Source organism: Aquimarina litoralis (genome assembly GCF_039523995.1).
In the GTDB taxonomy this organism is placed as follows: domain Bacteria; phylum Bacteroidota; class Bacteroidia; order Flavobacteriales; family Flavobacteriaceae; genus Aquimarina; species Aquimarina litoralis.
Genome location: NZ_BAAAGE010000006.1, coordinates 34,597 through 56,038 on the forward strand (window position 1 = coordinate 34,597; position 21,442 = coordinate 56,038).

The window sequence follows — 21,442 nt, forward strand, 5'->3', positions numbered from 1 at the left end:
ATACTTAAAAGTTTAAATAGCAGATTTTGAATTCCTTATATCTTATTCTTACAAAACTACGTTACTTTGGTCCGGCCTGGGTTTTCGCATCTCTTAATATTATGACTGGGACGTGGGTGTTGTATATACCTATGGTAAGAGCAAAATTGGACATTGATGATGCTCAGTTAGGAATTGCACTATTCTGTTTTGCATTAGGTACTCTTACAATGATTCCATTATCTTCATTGATTATAAAGAGAATTGGAGTAGGAAAGACAACGATTATAGGGATCATTATTTTTTCTTTACTTTTTTTGATACCCTTGCTAGCTCCTACATATTTGTTATTATGTGCGGTTCTATATCTGGTAGGACTATTCGCCTGTTTGACTGATATTTCTATGAATGCTCTGGTGTCTGAAATAGAACAGACAGATGAAGTTCATATCATGTCTGCTTCGCATGGATTTTTTAGTTTAGGAGGTGTTATCGGGGCTGGTATTGGAGGCTTTTTAATAACCCAGATCGAAGTCCCTAGTATTCATATGTTATTGGCTGCTACTTTTGTTGTTATTACAAATCTTTTGGTTTGTAGCGCCTATATTATGATTAAAGGAAAAAAGGAAGAAAACACTAAAAAGTCTTTCAATTTTAAAATTGTAAAACCTTTATTAGGATTAACTATTATTGCTTTTTTGATAATGGGTAGCGAAGGTGCGATAGAGCATTGGAGTAAACTCTATATACAGGATATCGTAAAAATTTCTTCTGAGAAAATCTCTGGTTTTGGATTTGTAGCTTTTTCTCTTATGATGACGATAGGTCGATTTTTTGGAGATGCAGTGAGTAAAAGTTTTGGATCTTTAACAATTATCATAGGAGGAGCTTCTATTAGTGCTTTAGGATTTATTTCTGTGCTGAGTAGTACTTTAATACTTAGTGTACTTGGTTTTGGACTGATAGGTTTGGGATTCTCCGTGATTATCCCGGAATTATTTAGATTAGCTGGAAAAACAAAAGGAGTCTCACCTGCAGAAGGAATATCATTCGTAGCAGGATTTGGATATCTTGGCTTTTTGGTGAGTCCTCCATTCCTTGGATTTTTATCCAAAATTGAAAGCCTGAAACTCAGTTTTACTGCATTACTAGTAGCTACACTAGTTGCTTTAACGGTAACTTTATTTATTTCTAAAAGAGGGCCTAATTAGTTTTGAATAGTTATAATAATTATTTGTCTGTAATCACTTCAATATTTGTGAAGTAAAGTTTCCAATTACCTTCGTTTTTCTGATGGGTTTTAGCAATTTGTATTCCGTTGAAGTTTTCATAATCTTCCCATGATGTTATCAAGGATGGTTCTGGTTTGTTTTTTTCTCTAAATACCCATTCTTTTATTTTAAAATCTCCTTCGAAATAAAAATCATAAGCATCTCCAGGTGTATATCCACCTTCATTTTTATAAACGATAGTGAGTTTCTGCATTTCTTTATTGCTAATAGGAGCTATTGCTTTTACTTCATGTGAGGATGTAAAGCTGTTTTGATCCCAAACCAAATTAAAAGGTGCTAATAACCAATACTTATCATTAATAAAACCTTGATCGGCTCTAATAGAAACACTGTCGATATTTGTACGGTTATATGCAATGGTGTCATTTGCAGTAGTTAGGATGATTTCATTGTTTTTCGGTTTCCAGTTCCAGGAACGTTCATAATGACTACTATCGCGATCTATGTTAAAGGTAAATTTGATTTCTTGTACTTTTTTCCATTGATCAAAACCATTTGCTTTGGCTATTGCTTCTGTAGTGCTAGGAATTTTAGTAATTGTTTTCTCTTCCTTTACTTCATCATTGTTATCATATGTGTATTGTTTTTTAGCATCTTTTTTACACGAAAAAACAATAAAAGAACATAAAAGTATTCCAACTATATATCTCATTATAATGAAAATTTTAAGCTAAAATATATAAAGCAATGCCGAGATCGATTTTATTAACAAGGTTTTAGGTTTTTATCTGAGTTTAGTGGATATTATTTAAAACAAAAAACTCCCTTTTCGAGGGAGTTTTAACGTTTAATATTTTAAAATAATTACTCTACAATAAGTTTATATTGCGGAGTTTTATTTAATGGACAAAAATAAGTGTATTCTCCTTTTTGTAACGTTACTGTTTTTGAACTCTCAGTTTTTCCTTCTGCTACAACTTTAGTTACATAAGCTTCCTGAATGTGATTTTTAGGATTAGAAGCGTCTTTTCCAGCGGGTACTAGAACAAACCCAACATCTGTACCTGAGTTGTTGTTTGAGATATTGAAAACATAACTTCCTTCTGATAATGTAACTTGTTTTTGAGTAAACTCTCCTTTAGTCTGCTCTAAAGAAACAGTTTTAACATCTTGAGCATTGGTACTTAAAGTAATTGCAAAAATGAATGTGAATAATGTGATTAATTTTTTCATGATTTTAGTATTTAAATAATTAAGGTTGAAAAATGATTTTTTTTAATTGTTCTGAGAAGAAAGAGTTTCTCAATAAATTCTTTCTTCTCAGAATTGTCTAATTGATAGTATTTATTGGTGGTTGATATGTTATTATGCTGTAGTGGTTTCTAATGGTTGTGCTACAGGGAAATCAACAGGAACCTGAGTAGTACTATGAATATAGTTTGAGATAGTTTTATCACCTACCAATACAATCGTGTCAATTAAGTTTCCTTTGTCATATCCAGCCGCAAAGAAATTTTCCACCACTTCTTGATCAGCACGACCTCTATTTTCTGTAATGTTCTTAGCTAGTTTAGCCAGTGCATCTAATTTAGAGTCAAAAGAAGCTTGTCCAGCTCTTAATTCTAATATTTGCTCATCCGTAAAACCGTTCATCTTTCCAATTGCGGTGTGTGCAGATAAACAATAAATACAATTGTTAACTTCACTTACAGCTAAGTTTACTACTTCTTTTTCTTTAGCTTTTAATGATGTCTTAGCGTTAGAGAAATTTAAATAATTTTCTAGTGCTGTTTCGCTATGTGCGTATGTTGCATATAGATTAGGAACAAATCCTAACGCTTTTGTAAGATTGTCAAAAATACCTTGGTTGGTACTGTTTACTTCTTCTCTTGTTGGTACATTAATTGTTGCCATGATTGTGATTTTTTAATATTCTGAGTTAATGCTTCAGAATGGATTTATATTTAAGTTTTAATTGTTATTTAATTTGACAAGGCAAAGATCCGATCGAAATATGTGTATCAGAATGTTCGTTTTTCCCGATGACTTGTCAATTTTTCCTTCCTCTATTTTTTTGAGGCTATAAAAGGTCTTTCTACATCACAATAAAAATCATGATGACTTCTTTGCTCACAATGAGCTTTTGTATTAAACGTGTTTACAATTGTTCTTTTTCCTTGACGAAAAATTTCTATTAAATTGAATATGGATTTATTATCTACTGTCATTTTTGTATTGTTTTAAATTAACAGTACAAAGATGAAGTAATCATAAGGGCTATAGAATGTCATTTTTTCCTGACCGCTTGTAGATTTTTCCCTTAATAAAAAAAACCTCCAAAAAATGGAGGTTTTTTACAGTAAGTATATAAGTTTTAGAAGAATTTAACTTCTCTTCTTTTTATCCAAAGGATAATTCCACTTAGAATAAAAGTTAATAATGCGGTGATAAAAAGAATACCACCATCATTATTTATTTCAATTCCTAATTTTGTTAAATGCATAAAAATAGCTCCTCCGATAACGCCAAGTGTTATCGTAGCACCTATCCATACCGTTTTAGGAATTAATAATAAGATTCCGGCAATTAATTCTACAATTCCGGTGGCTATTCTTCCGTAAGGTTCTAAGCCAACTTTTGAAAAAATATAAACACTGTCGGGGTGCGCAGTAAACTTAAATCTAAGGGTTTGTATAAGAATAATAGCTACAATTATTCTTAGTACCAGGGGTATGGCCTTTTTCATTGTTAAATATTTTCAGAGTTTGTGTTAGTTACTATAGAACGCTGGGTAACGCGTCTATTTTACCATTAAATGTATTCTTTCTAGATATAAAATACAATTCTTCCAAATTGTTATCTTGTGACAATTGATTAGAGAGTTGCGGTAAATTGTTGCGCAAAAAAGCTTCAAAAGAGTCTTTGTTTTTACTTCTATTAGCAGCTTTTCGTATGATTTTCAGATAAGAAGCTTTTTCTAACACAATTTTTTCTTTATTCGAGTCAAAAAATAAAAGACTATTTTTTCCCTTTAAATTTTTTATTTCTTTTTTAAACTTAATTTCGTTTAAAGCAATTAAGTCGTTATTATATTGACTAAAAGTATTTTTATAGATAACTTCTTTAGCGTTTTGTAAGTATACTGTCTCCAGTTGAGATTTATACATATCTTCTTGCGAATAAGAAAAAGATAAACTTATCAATGAGAAAATTGCTGTGAAAAATGAATTGTAAAAAGTTTTCATAGTGGCACGTTTTAAGTAAATCATTAAATTATACTACAATACCGGGGCAAAAAATATGTAGATTAAAAAAATCTGAATAATTAAGTATGACTTATAAGTCGCAATTGCATTTAAAAAATTACATGTTCCTTCTACCACTTCATAAAATGATCAAATAACTTTCAATGTTAAGTTGACACAAAATTAGTTATTTAACTTCATAAAATATGTTAGGGAAAGTCTAATAAATTTATTTAATGTAAGTGTTAAGGTACTTTATATGTAGTTTTGTGAAAAATAGATTATACAATGAGTAAAGGTTTTCAAGAGTATTTTTCGACTAATAAATCGACTTGGGATACAAAGGTTTCTATACACGCTGCTAGTGAATTTTATGATGTAAAATCTTTTAAAGAAGGTAGAAGTTCTCTTGCAAAATTTGAATTAGAGGCGTTGGGTGATGTTTCGGGAAAATCATTATTACACTTACAATGTCATTTTGGACAAGATACTCTAAGTTGGAGTAGGATGGGAGCTGAATGTACAGGAATTGATATTTCTGATAAAGGAATACACTTGGCAAAAGAACTAGCAAAGGAATTAAGGTTAAAAGCCAATTTCCATTGTTGTAATGTGTTGGATACTTCTGATCAGGTAAAAGAAAAATTTGATATAGTTTTTACGAGTTATGGTGTGATTGGTTGGTTACCCGATTTGAAACCTTGGGGACAAGTGATTGCAGAAAGATTAAAACCGGGAGGGATTTTTTATATGGTAGAGTTTCATCCCATAGTTTGGATGTTTGATTACCTAGAAGAAGTCCCTAGAATGAAATATGGATATCATCAAAAAGAAGCTATCTATGAAGAATATCAAGGGACTTATGCTGATATGAATTCTAGCATGATCAGCAAAGAATATGGATGGAACCATGGATTAGGAGAGGTAGTATCAGCGCTATCCCAAGCAGGATTAACTATAGAATACTTAAAAGAATATGATCAATCTCCGTACAATGTGTTTCCTAATATGATAAAGAATAATGACGGGATGTTCGAAACTAAGGATAAATTATACCCAATACTATTTGCTATTAAAGCATTTAAGTAACAATTCATTGATAATTTTTTTACATTTGCTGAAGGTTTTGGTGTCAACAAAAGCTCTGAAGTATATAGAGCTAGTTTGCCAAGAACATTAAAACTCGGATCGTATAATGTTCCTTTTCATATTTTGGCAAACTGGAATCACTTTTATATATGCAACCAAAAAATATAGCTATCGTGGGAAGTGGCCTAGCGGGTTCACTATTAGCAATTTATCTAAGAAAGCGTAACCATAAAGTAACTGTTTTTGATAGAAGACCCGATATTAGACAGGTAAAATTTAGTGGTAGGTCAATCAATCTAGCAATGTCAGTTAGAGGTTGGAAAGCTTTGGATACTGTTGGAATTGGTGAAGAAATTAGAAAACTAGCTATTCCAATGGATAAAAGAACGATGCATGTAAATGGACAGCCTATATATCATCAATATTATGGAAAAGAAGGCGAAGCGATATATTCAATTTCTAGAGGAGTATTAAATCGAAAAATGATTAGTTTGGCAGAAGAATCTGGCGCTGTTTTTAGATTTAATGAAAAAGTGTGGGATGTAAATTTACCAGAAGCCAAAATTTATACAGGAGAAACGGAGAAAGGGGAGTGGAAAGAGTATCAATATGATTTAATTTTTGGATGTGATGGTGCTTTTTCTAGAGTACGACATAAAATGCAGCGAAGAAGTAGATTTGATTATTCGCAAGATTTTTTGGATGCAGGATATAAAGAATTAGGTATCCCCGCTAATGAGGATGGAACACATAAATTAGATAAGAATTCACTTCATATTTGGCCTAGAGGAAAGTTCATGTTAATTGCTTTGCCAAATTTAGATGGAAGTTTTACTTGCACTTTATTTATGCCGCATGAAGGAGAGAATTCTTTTGAGAGTTTAAAGTCGGATGAAGAGGTTAAGAAATTTTGGCAAAAGTACTTTCCGGATACTATAGATCTTATGCCAACACTTTTAAATGATTTTAATAATAATCCTACGAGTGCATTAGTTACGATGAAATGCTATCCTTGGAGCTATTGGGATAAAGTTGTTTTGGTAGGAGATTCAGCACATGCTATTGTCCCATTTTATGGACAAGGAATAAACGCTGGTTTTGAGGATATTTCTGTACTTGATCAGATTATAGAAGACCATAATGGAGAAAATTGGCAAGAGATTTTTGAGGAATATCAAAAGGTTAGAAAACCAAGTGCAGATGCTATAGCAGAACTTTCTTATCGTAATTTTATGGAAATGAGCAGTAAAACTGCGGATTCCAATTTTTTACTTCGAAAGAAAATAGAAAAGCGTTTTTCTGAAAACCATCCTGATAAATGGGTCCCTTTATATTCTAGAGTAACTTTTACGAATCGACCTTATGCTGAAGCTCTTGCGATTGGAGACCAACAAGCAGCTATAATGGATGAAGTAATGAAAATTGATAATATCGAGGAAAAATGGGATAGTGATGAGGTAGAACAGAAAATTATAGCGTCTTTAAATATGAGTAATTCTCTACAATTTTAGACAGTGTTTTATCAAGAATCAAAAGAGATAGAAATTACTAGTGCCCTTATAGAAAGTGTTAAGGACACTAGTAAGTCTAAATTTTAAAAAATCCCATCACCAAGTCCGTTAGTACAATCTGGATCTCCTGGTAAAGACAATGGCTCTTGACCTCTTCCAAAAGAATAACCATCTGCCTTACCTCTAAGATAATCGGTAGAAAGATCATCGAATAAATCATCATAATATCCTTGGTTATTGTTTTGGGTAATCTGAATAATGTTCCCAGAAGCATTTGTTTTTCCAGCAGCGATTCCTACTGTGCCATTCGGAGTAACTATTCTTATCTCTTCACAAGGGTCATAATTATAATTTCTTACCGTAGTATTGTAGTGATAAACCCAATCACTATAGCCTCGTTGGAAACCGCAATCATATTCTTGATTAGGGAAAAGACCAAATCCACAAGAACTCTTTTGGGTTATTTCAGGATTTAAATTTTGTTGGTTAAGAGAATCATTAGCATCTTCTGTGGAACAGGAATAAATAGTTACGAGTACTAGTGTCAAAATTAGTTTTCCAATTTTTTTCATGTTTAGAAAGTTTTAAAAGTGAATAAAATGATTATGCTATTTTCAATGTTATTATCTAATAGCAATTAGTAGTGTTCTAAACATCTTATTTGTTACTATAGCAAAATATGGTTTCTTTTGCTTTTAACTTTGATTTAACAGCTACCCTAATTTAGTAGGATTTATTTTGAATTTTTTAAGATGTGATATTGACATCAATATCAGGCAATCTTTGTAAGCGCGAGGATCATCCAACCAACCTTTTTAGCCATTTTAGTTTGGTGCTGGTATAAGGAGAATATTTAAGGTTTAGCTCTATTAAAAAGGATTTTTCCAAAATACTTTTGTAATGTGAGAAGGTTTCAAAACCAGCTTTACCATGATAGCTCCCAATGCCACTATTTCCTACACCTCCAAAGGGTAAATTTTGTTCCATAAAATGCATTACAGCATCATTTACCGCGCCTCCTCCAAATGATATTTCCTGTAGTATTTTATTCTTTATTGTTTTACTTTTTGTAAATACATAGCAAGATAAAGGCTTGGATAATTTTTTGATATCTGTAATGGCCTGATCTAGATGATCAAAAGAAAGTACTGGTAAGATAGGACCGAAAATCTCTTCTTGCATTACTTTATCAGAAAAAGAAACACCTTTCATAATTGTTGGTGATATAGTGCGATTTTCAACATCACAATGTCCTCCAAAATAAACCTTTTCAGGTTCAATCATATTTTGTAATCGTTCGAAGTTTTTTTGATTTACAATTTGAGTATAATTTTGATTCTCAACTTTGTAATCTGCACTCTCGATATGACGTTGTATAGCAACCAATAAATCATCATGTATAGCTTTGTCAACCATCACATAATCCGGAGCAATACATGTCTGACCAGTATTCAAAAATTTAGCCCAAACCAAACGTTTGGCAGTCATGTCGATGTTGACATCTTTAGTAATAATTGCTGGACTTTTTCCTCCAAGTTCTAAAGTTACTGGAGTAAGGTGTTTCGCAGCGGCTTGGTATATGATCTTTCCAACAGGAATACTTCCAGTAAAAAATATTTTATCAAATTTTACTTTTAATAATTCTGTAGTTTCTGGTACTCCTCCTTCAATCACTTTAAAGAATTCAGGACTAAAATTTTCATTAATTATTTTAGCCATAATAGAAGAGGAATTAGCCGGTATTTCGCTTGGTTTCATAATAACCGTACAACCAGCGGTAATGGCTGCAATAGCAGGCACGATTGATAATTGGTATGGATAATTCCAAGCACCCATAACCAAAACATTTCCAAAAGGTTCAGGTATGATGTAGGTTTTCCCTGGAAGATTAGCAAGTCCTGTAGAAACGCTCTTTTTTTTAGACCATTTTTTGATTTTAACAAGTGCTAGATCAATCTCATGGTACATGATCGCAAGCTCGGTCGTGTAAGTTTCGTATTTGGACTTTTTGAAATCTGCATAGATAGCATTATATAATAACTCTTCATTTTGTTGTAAAACACTTTTAAGGTGTTTTAGTTGTTGTATTCTAAACGAGATATTTTTGGTAGCATTGGTTTCAAAAAATGCTCTTTGCTTGTCTATGATTTCTTGATAATTCATAGCTAAAAGTATAAAAATATATCTAGAAAAGCATTACGATTGCGCTTGCATCTGTTTTTTAAGTTCCAGCTCTTTTTGCATTTCCTTTACCGTAAGAGTACTACCATCATGACTCCATCCTGGAGGTCCAAAAATATACATAAACTTATGATACCAATTTTTTGATTTTTTGGTATCGTTCCAAATGTCTTTGTATTCATGGGTAAGTATTACCCAAGGATTATATGAATTAGGAGCATGAGTAACTCCGTATTGTACTTTTATATTTTCGTCAAGTTCTTTCCAAGAACCAAAAATCTTATCAAAGATGTTAAGAATTCCACCATGATTTTTATCCATATACTCTATATTTTTAGAGTGATGTACTTGATGCATCGTATGGGTATTCAGAATTTTTTCAATAAAGCCCATTTTAGGAATAAATACACAGTGTAGTTGGAATTGCCATAGGGCTTCAATTCCTAAACAAACAATAACCATTTCTACGGGAAAACCAATAATCGGTAACCAAACATAGAATAAAGGTTTGTATAGTAAAGTAAACCATCCATTCCGTACAGCAGTACCCAAGTTAAAATTATCAGAAGAATGATGAACTATATGTGCAGCCCAAAAAAATCGCACCATGTGATTTTGTCGATGGAACCAATAATAAGAAAAATCATCTCCCAACATACATAACAGCCATATGGGCCAACTATATCCAAAAGATTCCCATCCCATAATATTAATTCTTAAGCCATCGACCTCGGGATTAAAGAGATCATAAGCATAATTAAAAAAGAGGATGATTGTTATAGTTTTAATTAGTGGACCTAAAATAGCTGAGCCTACGCCCATAAAAACACTCGCAGCTAAATCTTTCCATTCATAAAGTTCTTTGTGTTTACTTGTCTTACTGTATGTAAGTTCTACTAAGATTAATCCTAAGAAGCAAGGTACTCCATAGACTAATGGGTTGGTAAAATCCATTCTTTTTCAATTCAATTCTTTACAGGGTAGAAGATAATAAGAATTTATAGTAAAACTTTAACATTCGTGCCTTTTAAATTAAAAAAGATGGGTTTTTAACGATTGTTTACTAGAAAAGAGCAAATTTTATGAATGTGAAAGGATTTATTTCATGAAAATTTGAGAAGGATCTTTAAAAGATTTAAATTCTAACGCATTCCCGCAAGGGTCATAAAAAAACATTGTTGCCTGCTCTCCAACTTCTCCTTGAAATCTAATGTAGGGTTCAATAACAAACTGTATTTTTTTTTCGGATAGCATAGTAGCAAATTCTTGCCAAGTATCCCATTTTAAGATTACTCCAAAATGAGGAACGGGAACTTCTTTACCATCGACACTATTATGATGCGCTTTTTCTTGTTCTGATTTTGGTTTATAATGAATTACTAACTGATGTCCAAAAAAATCAAAGTCTACCCAATGATCACTACTTCGTCCCTCGTTTAAATTAAGTGTGTTATTATAAAAATCTCTTGCTATTGCTAGATTGTCTACCGGAATGGCCAAATGGAAAGGAGATAAAGTGCTCATAATTATGTTTGCTTAGTTTTGGTTAAATTTAAATTATTGTTTTACACGATTCCAAATATCTAAATACATTTTCCAGTTGCCTTTTATTTTTTTCCACACAACAACATATTTTCCTTTATAGTTTACCATTTTACCATCATCATTTTTGTTGGTACCTTCGTAATAACCATAATCATGAGCGGTATCACCAAGGATTGTTATTTCTTCGGGAATAATTTTATGAGTTACAGGTGTATAACCCGAAGAACTTGCCCATCGTTTTTTTATAGCCTCAGATCCTGAAATGATAGTAGTGTTGTTAGGAAATATTTTGGCGTCTTTAGTATAAATTTTAGTTATGCCTTCGTAATCTTGTCTTATATATAGGTTAGAAAACGATTTTGAGATTTCTATAATTTGTTTTCGATCAGACACTTCTGAAGCTTCTTTTCGTTTAATGCATGTAATCTTCCAGGTGGGAAAGACAATTTTTTCACTTTTATCCACCCATTCTCCGATCCATTTAAATCCATTTTTACTGATATCATAAAAGCTTAGTCTAAAATATCCTTCCATACCATTTGGTGCTTTTTGATCTCTATATAAAACAATTTTATCATCTTTCTTATTTCCTTCCCAAGTTGATAAAACAGGAGTAGGGGATGTATTCGAATAATAGTGTACAAACCATCTACTACTATCTGCTATGAATTGTCGAATACTTCCAGAATGTTTTCCATCTTCTTTAAGAGTTTGGTCCTGAATTCCCATGCCATTCATAATATACTTAAATTCCCAAATCATTTTGTTGGGTTTTGCCCAAGTCTGATCTTGATTTTGAGTTTGAGAATCACAATCGCAAATACCTATTAAGGGGTCAAAATCTTTTATTTCTTTTGGAGCTTTAGGATTCGGTTTACCAAACGGAAAGGACACAGAAGGTTCATATTCGTTTTGGCCCATTGATGCAGCGGAAGTGAGCATACAAAAAAATAGCACTATCAATCTCATACTCTTACAGGATTAGGTTAGTATTGTAATTTACCTAGTAAAATATAAAAGCAATAGTCAATTAGGATATAATTAACAAGCTTCATTTAGCGTCTTCTATCGCTTCTCTTCCTTTTTTTGTGGTGTGAAGAATTTCTTGTGTTACTGTTTTTAGAATTAAAACGTTTAGAAGAATGAGGTGCTTTATCTTCCGATTTTTCTTTTACAAAGGAGGCTTCTTCTGTTTTGCTCGAATCTCCAACATCTTTATTAATAATGTTTAACTCTTCTTCTGTAAGATATCTCCATTCTCCAACAGGAGTATCTAGATTAATATTCATTATTCGAATACGTTTTAATCGTGTTACTTCGTATCCCAAATATTCACACATTCTACGGATTTGTCGATTTAAACCTTGTGTTAGAATAATTCTAAAATCATATTTGCTAATTTGCTCAACTTCACATTTGCGTGTAACGGTATCTAAAATAGGAATCCCGTTACCCATTCTTTTGATAAATTGAGGACTAATTAATTTGTTTACAGTAACAATGTATTCCTTTTCGTGATTATTCCTAGCTCTTAAAATTTTATTTACAATATCTCCGTCACTAGTTAATAGTATTAGCCCTTCACTAGGTTTGTCCAATCTTCCGATAGGAAAAATTCGTTTAGGATAATTGATATAGTCAATGATATTATCTTTTTCATTTTGTGCAGTTGTACAAACAATTCCTATAGGTTTATGAAAAGCAAGATATACATGTTTTTCTTTAGGTTTAGTTATTAATTCTCCATCCACTCTTACTACATCCTCTGGAGCAACTTTAGTACCCATTTCTGGTACTTTGTTGTTTATCGTAACACGACCTTGATCAATCAATTTATCTGCTTCTCTTCTCGAGCAGTATCCTACTTCGCTTAAGTATTTGTTGAGTCTGGTAAGGTTCGTATTTGACATATTTTAAATAAAATGCAAATATAGTATTTATAGCTACGATATCTAGGGATCTGAAAATGGCTTTTATGCATAAGTAGTTACAACTAAATCTATTTTAGTCAAAAAAATAAGTGTTTTACGAAGTGCTTATTTTTTTAAAAAATCAATGATCATATCATCTACTTCGTCAAAAAAGAGAGAATGTCCAAAATCTTCGGTAGTTATGAATTCTGAGTTATTCCAATTTTTATGAATCTTTTCAGATCCCGAATAAGGCGCAATATCATCTAATCGATCATGAATAAGCAAGCCAGGATGTGTTAAGCTTTTAGCAAACTCAGCAACTGAAAACTCTTCGAAATAATAACCGAACTTGTCTTTAAAATAATGACTTAAAGCTGTCATAAATTTATCAGACAGCTTTAATGTTTTTTGATAACCTTCCATAATTACTGCTAATTCTGTAGGAGGTGCTAAGACGATTATTTTTTGTATCTCCGGATTGGGATATTTGAATTGATGAAAAATTGAAGTCATTCCGCCTATAGAATGGCCAATCACATAATTTGGGCGATACAATTCGATAATTTTCTGAAGGCATTCTGCGTATAAGGGCACATTTAATGTTTTTCCTGAGGAGTTTCCGTGCGCCGGAGCATCAAACCCTATGATGTTATAATTTTTCTGGTGAAGTTTTTCTATGAGTGTTTTCCATCGATGGGTGTTACTATCCCATCCGTGAACCATTAATACAGTTTCTCCCATATTTGGCCATCGGTAGGTTTGTAAATAATGCCCATTTAAAGAAACGACTTCATCTTCTGCTTCTTCTAAAAAATATTCTTGATCTGGTAATATTTTTCCTTTTAGCGGTGTGCTAAATAGAATATATGCGCTATGTAGTGCTTTTTTTTTGTTAAAAAAGAAAAGTAATAAAAGTCGTTTTCCAATTAATATGGGAAGATACTTTTTAAGTTTTTTCTTCATAATTCCTCTCTATGAACGGATTCTATTGAAAAGGCAGGAAGGCAAATGGCGATATATTCACATGGCTCATCAAAAGGATTTGCATATTGTATTCTAGTATTTTTTTCAATTTTGATAGATTGACCTGATTCTAAAACTACCTTTTCTCCTTCGATAATAAATTGCTTTCTTCCCTTGATAATGTAGGTGTATTCATCAAATTCTGGTGTTTGAAAAGGTTCGCTCCATCCTGGAGGTGCTACCATGTGAGCGATACTGACTTTAGTATTTCCATCTGTTGCTCTTCCGAAATGTTCTTCGATTAATTTGTCATCTGTAGTAGGAACGACAAATGGTGATTTTTGAATCTGATATTTTTTACCCATAAAGCTATCTTTCGGCATTTATTTTTCTTCCCAGTTAATAATAAAATATTTGATCGCAGCAGTATCTGGTATTTGTGATGCTTCGATTTTGGCAGCAGTATTCGCTTTAAGACTACTAGGCAAATCCTTTTTGTCTATAGAAATAGAAGCCTGTATACTGTCTATAAAAATAACCGCAGAACTCAGGGTATTATTAATTTTGCTTATTGTATAGTTATCTTTAATGTCTTTGAAAATACTTTTGGTAGATAACCCTGAAGTAGTTTTGAATCTAGAGTCTATAATTTGAACACTTTCTATAGAAGATTCTGGGTTATTTTCTTCTCTAGGTTCTAAGGATAAAAGCTTAGCTCCTCCTTTTTCATAAACTTCTATGGTTTTAGCAACATTCACAAAACCACCACTCTGTGATCCTTTAACAATTGAATCATTGGCGTAGATAGAATCCAATTGACTAACTTTTGTAATATTTGTTAATTTTCCGATTCGATTAAAAGATATTTCAAAAGGATCTTGTTTTTTATCTTTCTGACAACTTAATAAACTTAAACTGATTAGTAAAATACAATGAATTTTTTTAAACATAATGTATTAGTTATTCCCAAAGTTAAACTATGATTTGTGTGTTGTTTAGCGTAATAATTTATTAAGAACTCCAAGTGCTCCTCTTATAAAAGTTGCACTTGTTAATACTTTGATAACTGCTTTTTCAGTGGTGCTAGCTTTTCTGCTTTTTGATCTCGAACTAGAGGAAGTTCTTTTTAACTTCTCTCGCTCTTTTTTTGCAGCAGCTTTAGCTTCTTCTGCTTCTGCTTTTTCTATTTTTTCATTAAGTATTTCATAGGCACTTTCTCTATCAATATCTTCATTGTACTTCTTAGAAAGTTTAGATGCATTAAGCAACTCTTTTAATTCACTTTCTGAAAGTATATCCATTCTACTCATCGGTGCTCTAAGCATAGTTGCAGCGAGTGGAGTAGGTCTCCCTTTTTCATCCAGTGCAGACACTAAAGCTTCTCCGATTCCTAACGAAGTAAGTACTTCTTTAGTATCATAATATTCGGATATTGGATAATTTTCGGCAGTAAGTTTTATGGCTTTGCGATCTTTGGCGGTAAAAGCTCTTAATGCATGTTGTACTTTTAAACCTAATTGTCCTAATACTCCATCTGGAACATCAGTAGGATTTTGCGTAACAAAATAAAGTCCAACTCCTTTAGATCGAATTAATTTTACAATACTTTCTATCTGATCCATTAAGGCATTAGAGGCTTGCTTAAAGATAAGATGAGCTTCGTCTAGAAAAATAATTAATTCTGGTCTTCCGCTATCACCTTGTTCTGGAAAGGTACTATATACCTCTGCCAAAAGACTTAACATAAATGTAGAAAATAGTTTTGGTCTATCCTGTATATCAGTTAATCTAAGGATGTTTATAAATCCTCTTCCGTCGTCATCTACTCTACATAAATCTTGAACCTCAAAAGATCTTTCACCAAAAAAGATATCTGCTCCTTGTTGTTCTAATGCAACAATTTTACGAAGAATAGAACCTGTAGAAGCGGTAGAAATTCTTCCGTAGTCTTTTTCTAATTCCTTTTTTCCTTCTCCAGTAGCATATTGTAATACTTTTTTTAAATCTTTCAGATCTAACAGTGGTAATTTATTATCATCACAATATTTAAATATTATCGAGATAATACCTGCTTGGGTTTCTGTTACATCAAGAATTCTAGAAAATAAAACCGGTCCAAATTCACTAACCGTTGCACGTAGTCTAACTCCATCTTGTTCTGATAAACTAAGAATCTCCACAGGAAAATCCTTAGCTTCAAATGGGATTCCTATTTTTTCATGGCGTTCATCAATTTTAGGATGTCCAGGACTAGCAGCAGCCAAACCACTTAGGTCTCCTTTTATATCCATTAGAAGAACTGGAATACCCTGTTCACTAAGGTTTTCTGCTAATACTTGAAGCGTTTTTGTTTTACCAGTACCTGTTGCACCCGCTATTAATCCATGACGGTTTAGCGTCTTAAGAGGTATTTTAACATGTGCATTCGTTACTGTTTCTCCATTATGCATAGCCGCTCCTAAGGCAATAAAATCTCCCTTGGTAGTATACCCCTTAGTTATATGATCAAGGAATTCTTGATTAGTACTCATAGTTGATGTAAATTTTGATAAAAATAGGAATCTTACTTCTTCTATCGAAATGAATGTAGTTTTGTTTAGGTAAATTTATAATTTTTAAATGAATAAGACGAAGTGAAGAAAATTATAGTTTTCTTTATCTAGAAAATTTCAAATCTTTAAAGCAATGAAAAGGATATATTTTTTTGTGATACTTATTTCGATGATGTTTAGTTGTGGTAAAAACCAAAGTTCTAATACATCCGTTATTTTCCATAAAACTCATGAGCCAAAGAAGTCAAATGCGCCATTTTCTGATGCGGTACAAGTTGGTAATTTATTTTTTCTTTCTGGTCAAGTTGGAATGGATCATACTTCTCGAAAATTAGTAAGTGGTGGAATTAAGGCAGAAACAAAACAAACTTTAGAGAATATTAAAGCAGTACTGGCGCATCATGATATGGAGATGAATGATGTGGTAAAATGCACAGTGATTCTTTCTGATATCGCTGATTTTAGTGCTTTTAATGAAGTGTATAAGACATATTTTCCGCAGAAGCCAGCAAGAACTACATTTGCTGCAAAGGGATTGGCTGTAAGTGCTAAAATTGAAATTGAATGTATTGCTGCAAAATCTGAATAAATACTTACATCATTTCATATGAGAAATGGTATTAATTCAGATTCCATAATTAAAGAACAGGTTTTATGAAGAAAAACACACTAAATTCGAATGTTGGATAGGGTGTGTCATTCATAATTTATTAGCTACCTTTGCAGCCTTATGCAAAAAAGTGTGGAAAAATTGGTGAATGAGGGTAAAATGCTTCCATTAATGGAAGAGTTTTATACCATACAAGGAGAAGGGTATCATAAAGGTACTGCAGCTTATTTTGTACGAATAGGTGGTTGTGACGTAGGATGTCATTGGTGTGATGTGAAAGAAAGCTGGAATGCAGAGTTACATCCTCCTACAGAAACAGACGTAATTGTAGAGAACGCTGTTAAATATAGCGATGTTGTCGTGGTTACTGGTGGGGAACCACTTACTTGGGATATGACTTTGCTTACAAAAGGTTTAAAAGATAAAGGAGCGAAAACACATATAGAAACTTCTGGTGCTTATCCACTTACTGGCGATTGGGACTGGATATGTCTTTCTCCAAAAAAGGTAAAACTTCCAACACAGGATATTTATCCAAAAGCAGACGAATTAAAATGCATCGTTTACAATAAAAGTGATTTTGCCTTTGCAGAAGAACAAGCCAAGCAGGTATCATCAGAATGTGTGTTGTACTTGCAACCAGAATGGAGTGTACGAGACAAAGTAATTCCAATGATAGTCGATTATGTGATGAAGAATCCTAAATGGAAGGTTTCGCTACAAACCCATAAATACCTAAATATTCCTTAATTGACTTATTACTTTTACGGTTTTTGACGTTTTTATCGGGTTGAAACTTCTTGATTTTCAATTAAGTAAGGTTTTTCCGTAAAAATGTAAGAATTTACCCATTGAAAAAAGTAAGAAAAAGTAAGAAAAAACTTTCTTTTATTTTTTTGTTGTCCTTTTGGTAACAGTTTTTTAACCTATATACATATTATTTTAACTAAAAGTTTAGCGATACCATATTTATTTTTTGATTTTCCTGAAAGTAGTTCTTAATTTTATATAAGTATTTTAAAAACAATATTTTATGAAAAACTTATACTCTATTTTTGGGCTCGATTTTAAAATTGTAATAGATTTTATGAGAGATTTACCTAGTGCTTCTCGATATGCAATGAGAAGATAATAACAAGTTATACTTCGTTTTTAACCATAAGTAAAAGATTACATTATTTTGTAATCTTTTTTTTTTATGTCTATAAGATGCAAAATTAAGCTTTTGTGAATATCGTATTTGTTTTGCACCAAGGATAATTCGCTTTTTAGTGATTAAATATTTTCTTTTCAGTAGGTTAGCATTAATTAGGGTGTGGTTTTTAGGGGGATAACCCCCTGAAGACTGTTTATTTGTTGTAAGTAAAAACGTCAAGTACATTTAGAGTTTTTGTACTTTTTGTTCTTTTGGCGATGATAATTATGTTTATAGCTAAAACTTAGATTTTGATATGTTAAAATTTTCATACCAGGGAGTTTTGCAAGCTATCTTTGTACAAGAAATTAAAAATCAGATTATTATGACAAAATTTTACAATATATTTTCAATAGATTTTAGTGCAATAAGAACATTTTTAAAAGAATTGCCAGCAGCAAGCAGCAATGCAATACACAGGTAGAGGTATTCTAGGTGTAATTTCTAATTCATTAATTTATTTGAGTAAAAAGAAATTATTCTTTAATTGATTCGTAAGTGTATGGGAAAAGGCTTTGTTGAAAAGTAAGATAAATGCCTTTAGAACTTCAAATTAAGTAGGAAAGAAAATACTTGTATAATTGGAAAAACGCGTTGTTAATCGGTAATTTTTTACCAAATATCTAAAAGTACTTACATTTTTTGTTAAAATTGTTGATTTAGAACCTTTTAGATAGTATCTTGTAACGTAATAAATTGGAAATATTATGGGGCTATTTTACACTAAATTCAGATTAACATTTAGGGTTGTCATGGACTTCCTTAAAGAATTACCAGGAGCGTCTAGCCACGCTATACATCGGTAAAAGATTTTTAAACTTATAATCCTTATTATGGTATATATTCATTGAAGATAAGAGATTATTAGGGAAAGATAAAAACGAGATTAATTGCTATAATTAATCTCGTTTTTGTTTTATTTCCAATCCGAGGAATTAATTATAAAAAGGAACTTCTACTCTTGTAGTTTCCCATCCTAATACCATATGATATCCTTTATCTACTTTTTTAAACGCTATTGAAAAAGCTTCTAGTTCATCTCCTGTTCCTGCTGGAACTTTAATTCTAGCTACATCTTTGCCTTCATCATAAGAATAAGCTCCCCATACATCCAAGTCAGAGTTTAATATAATAGTCCACTCTTTTTCACCTGGGATAGTGAATAAAGAATATGTTCCTGCTTTTACAGTTTTTTCTCCTAGTTTCATGTCCTTGAAAAGTTTGATTTCGGTAGCTTCATCAGCTCCTGTTCTCCACACTTTTCCATATGCAACTTTTTCTCCCAGCATCGTTCTTCCTTTCTTCTGAGGTCTGCTGTAGATAACTTTAACGTCGGGTTTGGCATTTCTATCCGTTTTAGCATAAGAAATATCGGTTGGACTTTTTTGTAACCCAGCAAATTTCTGAGCATTCATGCTAGTAACAGTTCCTATAAAAAGTAGGATAGCAAATAAGAGTGATTTTTTCATAATTTGTGATTTTATTTTTATAATCGTCGTAAAGATAGAAGCGAACATACATATGAAATGTTAATCACCTCATTAAAGTTCTGTTAAAAGAGAAAATAACAACTTGATACTTTTATTAGCTTTTAGTGGGAAAAATATTTCATTTTGATAAACAAACATGTTTTTATGTTTTTATTTGAAACTAATAAGGGCTTTTCTGTTTAAATATTGTAACTATTATTTCATCTTTGACTTCTCAATTAATACAAAAAGAAAGATATGTGTGGAATAGTTTGCGCTTTTGAATTAAAAGAAAAGGCTGAGGTTTTAAGACCACAGCTATTAGAAATGTCTAAAAAAATACGTCATAGAGGACCAGATTGGAGTGGGATCTACTCTGATCAAAAGGCAATTTTGGCTCATGAAAGATTAGCTATAGTGGATCCAGTTTCTGGAAAGCAACCTCTTTTTAGTGAAGATAAAGAATTGGTTCTTGCAGCAAATGGAGAAATTTATAATCATCGTGAAATTCGTAAACAGTTTGATGGTACATATAATTTCCAAACAGAATCCGATTGCGAGGTAATATTAGCTTTATACAAAGAAAAGGGTGTTGAGTTCTTAGATGATTTAAATGGAATCTTTGCTTTTGCGTTATATGATGCGGAAAAAGATTCGTATTTAATTGCGCGAGATCATATGGGTATTATTCCTTTATATATGGGATGGGATCAAAATGGGACTTTTTATGTAGCTTCTGAACTAAAAGCCTTAGAAGGCGTTTGTACCAAAATCGAGTTGTTTCCACCGGGTCATTACTTAGATGGTGCGACAGGAGAATTAACAAAATGGTACGTTCGTGATTGGTCAGAATATGATGCAGTAAAGGATAATCAAACTAGTATTGATGAGGTCAGGGATGCTTTAGAAGCAGCTGTACACAGACAATTAATGTCTGATGTTCCTTATGGGGTGTTGTTATCAGGAGGGTTGGATTCTTCAGTTACTTCGGCTATAGCCAAAAAATATTCAGAAAAGAGGGTTGAATCCGGTGATACCAAAGAAGCTTGGTGGCCACAATTGCATTCTTTTTCGGTTGGTTTGGAAGGTTCTCCAGATCTTGCAGCAGCGCAAAAGGTGGCTGATCATATTGGTACGATACATCACGAGATTAAGTTTACTATTCAGGAAGGTTTAGATGCAATCAAAGATGTAATCTACAATCTAGAGACCTACGATATTACTACCGTTAGGGCATCTACACCAATGTATTTAATGGCTAGAGTTATTAAATCGATGGGAGTAAAGATGGTACTTTCTGGTGAAGGTGCAGATGAAATTTTTGGTGGATATCTATATTTTCATAAAGCACCTAATGCTCAGGAATTTCATGAAGAGACGGTACGTAAACTCAGTAAGCTACATATGTATGATTGTCTAAGAGCTAACAAATCGCTAGCAGCTTGGGGTATCGAAGGAAGGGTGCCGTTTTTAGATAAAGAGTTTATGGATGTAGCGATGAGAATCAATCCACAAGATAAGATGATTAATGGAGAGCGAATGGAAAAGTGGGTAATTCGTAAGGCTTTCGAATCTTACTTGCCAGAAAGTGTAGCTTGGAGACAGAAAGAACAATTTTCTGATGGAGTAGGATATAGTTGGATAGATACTCTAAAAGAAGTGGTAGAAAGAGAAGTGACTGATGAACAAATGGCAAATGCTCATTTTAGATTTCCAATTCAAACACCACAAAATAAAGAGGAGTTTTATTACAGATCTATTTTTGAAGGTCATTTTCCAAGTGATGCAGCTGCACTAAGTGTTCCGCAAGAACCTTCTGTGGCATGCAGTACGAAAATCGCTTTGGAGTGGGATGAAGCTTTTAAAAATATGAATGATCCGAGTGGAAGAGCAGTAGCAAATGTGCACGACGATGCTTACCTAATGGATGAAGTCGTTCAATAAATAATAATCAAGAA

General features: G+C 32.4%; 22 protein-coding genes. 6 read left to right on the forward strand and 16 right to left on the reverse strand.

Annotation, left to right across the window (positions count from 1 at the left end):
- Positions 1–26 precede the first annotated feature (26 nt).
- Positions 27–1,190, forward strand: a complete 1,164-nt coding sequence (locus tag ABD077_RS22300) for an MFS transporter (protein ID WP_343914422.1) — start codon at positions 27–29, stop codon at positions 1,188–1,190.
- A 19-nt stretch (positions 1,191–1,209) separates the two neighbouring features.
- On the opposite strand, the gene ABD077_RS22305 is transcribed toward ABD077_RS22300, so the two are convergent.
- The 5 genes from ABD077_RS22305 to ABD077_RS22325 form a co-directional block, all read right to left on the reverse strand.
- The gene (locus tag ABD077_RS22305) at positions 1,210–1,923 is read right to left on the reverse strand and encodes a hypothetical protein (protein WP_343914423.1); all 714 of its coding nucleotides are present in this window, start codon (positions 1,921–1,923) and stop codon (positions 1,210–1,212) included.
- A 152-nt stretch (positions 1,924–2,075) separates the two neighbouring features.
- Entirely contained in the window at positions 2,076–2,444 is a 369-nt protein-coding gene (locus ABD077_RS22310; protein ID WP_343914424.1) for a cupredoxin domain-containing protein, read from the reverse strand.
- A 132-nt stretch (positions 2,445–2,576) separates the two neighbouring features.
- Positions 2,577–3,125, reverse strand: a complete 549-nt coding sequence (locus ABD077_RS22315) for a carboxymuconolactone decarboxylase family protein (RefSeq protein ID WP_343914425.1) — start codon at positions 3,123–3,125, stop codon at positions 2,577–2,579.
- 460 nt (positions 3,126–3,585) lie between these two features.
- Positions 3,586–3,957 (reverse strand): DoxX family membrane protein, encoded by a 372-nt coding sequence (locus ABD077_RS22320; RefSeq protein ID WP_343914426.1) that lies wholly within the window; start codon positions 3,955–3,957, stop codon positions 3,586–3,588.
- A 31-nt stretch (positions 3,958–3,988) separates the two neighbouring features.
- Complete coding sequence (locus ABD077_RS22325) at positions 3,989–4,456, reverse strand: hypothetical protein (RefSeq protein WP_343914427.1); 468 nt, start codon at positions 4,454–4,456, stop codon at positions 3,989–3,991.
- 288 nt (positions 4,457–4,744) lie between these two features.
- Between ABD077_RS22325 and ABD077_RS22330 the strand changes: the two genes are divergently transcribed.
- On the forward strand, positions 4,745–5,545 hold the full coding sequence (locus ABD077_RS22330) for a class I SAM-dependent methyltransferase (protein ID WP_343914428.1): 801 nt from the start codon (positions 4,745–4,747) through the stop codon (positions 5,543–5,545).
- A gap of 149 nt (positions 5,546–5,694) precedes the next feature.
- Positions 5,695–7,056, forward strand: coding sequence for an FAD-dependent oxidoreductase (locus ABD077_RS22335; protein ID WP_343914429.1), 1,362 nt, complete (start codon positions 5,695–5,697; stop codon positions 7,054–7,056).
- Positions 7,057–7,139: 83 nt separating this feature from the next.
- Here the strand turns inward: ABD077_RS22335 and ABD077_RS22340 are convergent, their stop codons facing one another.
- The 10 genes from ABD077_RS22340 to ABD077_RS22385 all read right to left on the reverse strand — a co-directional run bounded on the left by ABD077_RS22340 (position 7,140) and on the right by ABD077_RS22385 (position 16,189).
- Positions 7,140–7,628, reverse strand: a complete 489-nt coding sequence (locus ABD077_RS22340) for a hypothetical protein (protein ID WP_343914430.1) — start codon at positions 7,626–7,628, stop codon at positions 7,140–7,142.
- A 226-nt stretch (positions 7,629–7,854) separates the two neighbouring features.
- Positions 7,855–9,219 (reverse strand): aldehyde dehydrogenase family protein, encoded by a 1,365-nt coding sequence (locus tag ABD077_RS22345; RefSeq protein ID WP_343914431.1) that lies wholly within the window; start codon positions 9,217–9,219, stop codon positions 7,855–7,857.
- Positions 9,220–9,252: 33 nt separating this feature from the next.
- On the reverse strand, positions 9,253–10,191 hold the full coding sequence (locus ABD077_RS22350) for a sterol desaturase family protein (protein WP_343914432.1): 939 nt from the start codon (positions 10,189–10,191) through the stop codon (positions 9,253–9,255).
- Between the two features lie 144 nt (positions 10,192–10,335).
- Positions 10,336–10,761, reverse strand: coding sequence for a VOC family protein (locus tag ABD077_RS22355; protein ID WP_343914433.1), 426 nt, complete (start codon positions 10,759–10,761; stop codon positions 10,336–10,338).
- A gap of 33 nt (positions 10,762–10,794) precedes the next feature.
- Positions 10,795–11,751, reverse strand: a complete 957-nt coding sequence (locus tag ABD077_RS22360) for a YybH family protein (RefSeq protein ID WP_343914434.1) — start codon at positions 11,749–11,751, stop codon at positions 10,795–10,797.
- Positions 11,752–11,837: 86 nt separating this feature from the next.
- Positions 11,838–12,692, reverse strand: coding sequence for a 23S rRNA pseudouridine(2604) synthase RluF (gene rluF, locus ABD077_RS22365; protein ID WP_343914435.1), 855 nt, complete (start codon positions 12,690–12,692; stop codon positions 11,838–11,840).
- Positions 12,693–12,818: 126 nt separating this feature from the next.
- The gene (locus tag ABD077_RS22370; RefSeq protein ID WP_343914436.1) at positions 12,819–13,658 is read right to left on the reverse strand and encodes an alpha/beta hydrolase; all 840 of its coding nucleotides are present in this window, start codon (positions 13,656–13,658) and stop codon (positions 12,819–12,821) included.
- On the reverse strand, positions 13,655–14,023 hold the full coding sequence (locus ABD077_RS22375; RefSeq protein ID WP_343914559.1) for a cupin domain-containing protein: 369 nt from the start codon (positions 14,021–14,023) through the stop codon (positions 13,655–13,657). The genes ABD077_RS22370 and ABD077_RS22375 overlap by 4 nt, the downstream gene beginning before the upstream one ends.
- An 18-nt stretch (positions 14,024–14,041) precedes the next feature.
- Complete coding sequence (locus ABD077_RS22380; protein ID WP_343914437.1) at positions 14,042–14,608, reverse strand: hypothetical protein; 567 nt, start codon at positions 14,606–14,608, stop codon at positions 14,042–14,044.
- A gap of 45 nt (positions 14,609–14,653) precedes the next feature.
- A complete protein-coding gene (locus tag ABD077_RS22385) occupies positions 14,654–16,189 on the reverse strand; it encodes a helicase HerA-like domain-containing protein (RefSeq protein ID WP_343914438.1) in 1,536 nt (511 codons plus the stop codon).
- 154 nt (positions 16,190–16,343) lie between these two features.
- Between ABD077_RS22385 and ABD077_RS22390 the strand changes: the two genes are divergently transcribed.
- Together ABD077_RS22390 and ABD077_RS22395 are read left to right on the forward strand one after the other, a co-directional pair.
- A complete protein-coding gene (locus tag ABD077_RS22390) occupies positions 16,344–16,799 on the forward strand; it encodes a RidA family protein (RefSeq protein WP_343914439.1) in 456 nt (151 codons plus the stop codon).
- Between the two features lie 141 nt (positions 16,800–16,940).
- Positions 16,941–17,570 carry a 7-carboxy-7-deazaguanine synthase QueE gene (locus ABD077_RS22395; RefSeq protein ID WP_343914440.1) on the forward strand — a complete coding sequence of 210 codons (630 nt, stop codon included), beginning with the start codon at positions 16,941–16,943 and terminating at the stop codon, positions 17,568–17,570.
- A 1,380-nt stretch (positions 17,571–18,950) separates the two neighbouring features.
- Here the strand turns inward: ABD077_RS22395 and ABD077_RS22400 are convergent.
- Entirely contained in the window at positions 18,951–19,484 is a 534-nt protein-coding gene (locus ABD077_RS22400) for a DUF2911 domain-containing protein (protein ID WP_299610225.1), read from the reverse strand.
- Between the two features lie 258 nt (positions 19,485–19,742).
- Here ABD077_RS22400 and asnB point away from each other — a divergent pair, with 258 nt between their 5' ends.
- Entirely contained in the window at positions 19,743–21,428 is a 1,686-nt protein-coding gene (asnB, locus tag ABD077_RS22405) for an asparagine synthase B (protein WP_343914441.1), read from the forward strand.
- Positions 21,429–21,442: the final 14 nt, after the last annotated feature.

Excerpts from the sequence above, each read along its gene's own strand:
- ABD077_RS22400 (WP_299610225.1), bottom strand. The coding sequence starts at position 19,484 with ATGAAAAAATCACTCTTATTTGCTATCCTACTTTTTATAGGAACTGTT.
- ABD077_RS22370 (WP_343914436.1), bottom strand. The coding sequence starts at position 13,658 with ATGAAGAAAAAACTTAAAAAGTATCTTCCCATATTAATTGGAAAACGA.
- ABD077_RS22340 (WP_343914430.1), bottom strand. The coding sequence starts at position 7,628 with ATGAAAAAAATTGGAAAACTAATTTTGACACTAGTACTCGTAACTATT.
- ABD077_RS22395 (WP_343914440.1), top strand. The coding sequence starts at position 16,941 with ATGCAAAAAAGTGTGGAAAAATTGGTGAATGAGGGTAAAATGCTTCCA.
- ABD077_RS22375 (WP_343914559.1), bottom strand. The coding sequence starts at position 14,023 with ATGGGTAAAAAATATCAGATTCAAAAATCACCATTTGTCGTTCCTACT.
- ABD077_RS22345 (WP_343914431.1), bottom strand. The coding sequence starts at position 9,219 with ATGAATTATCAAGAAATCATAGACAAGCAAAGAGCATTTTTTGAAACC.
- rluF (WP_343914435.1), bottom strand. The coding sequence starts at position 12,692 with ATGTCAAATACGAACCTTACCAGACTCAACAAATACTTAAGCGAAGTA.
- ABD077_RS22350 (WP_343914432.1), bottom strand. The coding sequence starts at position 10,191 with ATGGATTTTACCAACCCATTAGTCTATGGAGTACCTTGCTTCTTAGGA.
- ABD077_RS22320 (WP_343914426.1), bottom strand. The coding sequence starts at position 3,957 with ATGAAAAAGGCCATACCCCTGGTACTAAGAATAATTGTAGCTATTATT.
- ABD077_RS22380 (WP_343914437.1), bottom strand. The coding sequence starts at position 14,608 with ATGTTTAAAAAAATTCATTGTATTTTACTAATCAGTTTAAGTTTATTA.
- ABD077_RS22315 (WP_343914425.1), bottom strand. The coding sequence starts at position 3,125 with ATGGCAACAATTAATGTACCAACAAGAGAAGAAGTAAACAGTACCAAC.
- ABD077_RS22335 (WP_343914429.1), top strand. The coding sequence starts at position 5,695 with ATGCAACCAAAAAATATAGCTATCGTGGGAAGTGGCCTAGCGGGTTCA.
- ABD077_RS22355 (WP_343914433.1), bottom strand. The coding sequence starts at position 10,761 with ATGAGCACTTTATCTCCTTTCCATTTGGCCATTCCGGTAGACAATCTA.
- ABD077_RS22385 (WP_343914438.1), bottom strand. The coding sequence starts at position 16,189 with ATGAGTACTAATCAAGAATTCCTTGATCATATAACTAAGGGGTATACT.
- ABD077_RS22330 (WP_343914428.1), top strand. The coding sequence starts at position 4,745 with ATGAGTAAAGGTTTTCAAGAGTATTTTTCGACTAATAAATCGACTTGG.
- ABD077_RS22305 (WP_343914423.1), bottom strand. The coding sequence starts at position 1,923 with ATGAGATATATAGTTGGAATACTTTTATGTTCTTTTATTGTTTTTTCG.
- ABD077_RS22360 (WP_343914434.1), bottom strand. The coding sequence starts at position 11,751 with ATGAGATTGATAGTGCTATTTTTTTGTATGCTCACTTCCGCTGCATCA.
- ABD077_RS22325 (WP_343914427.1), bottom strand. The coding sequence starts at position 4,456 with ATGAAAACTTTTTACAATTCATTTTTCACAGCAATTTTCTCATTGATA.
- ABD077_RS22390 (WP_343914439.1), top strand. The coding sequence starts at position 16,344 with ATGAAAAGGATATATTTTTTTGTGATACTTATTTCGATGATGTTTAGT.
- asnB (WP_343914441.1), top strand. The coding sequence starts at position 19,743 with ATGTGTGGAATAGTTTGCGCTTTTGAATTAAAAGAAAAGGCTGAGGTT.
- ABD077_RS22310 (WP_343914424.1), bottom strand. The coding sequence starts at position 2,444 with ATGAAAAAATTAATCACATTATTCACATTCATTTTTGCAATTACTTTA.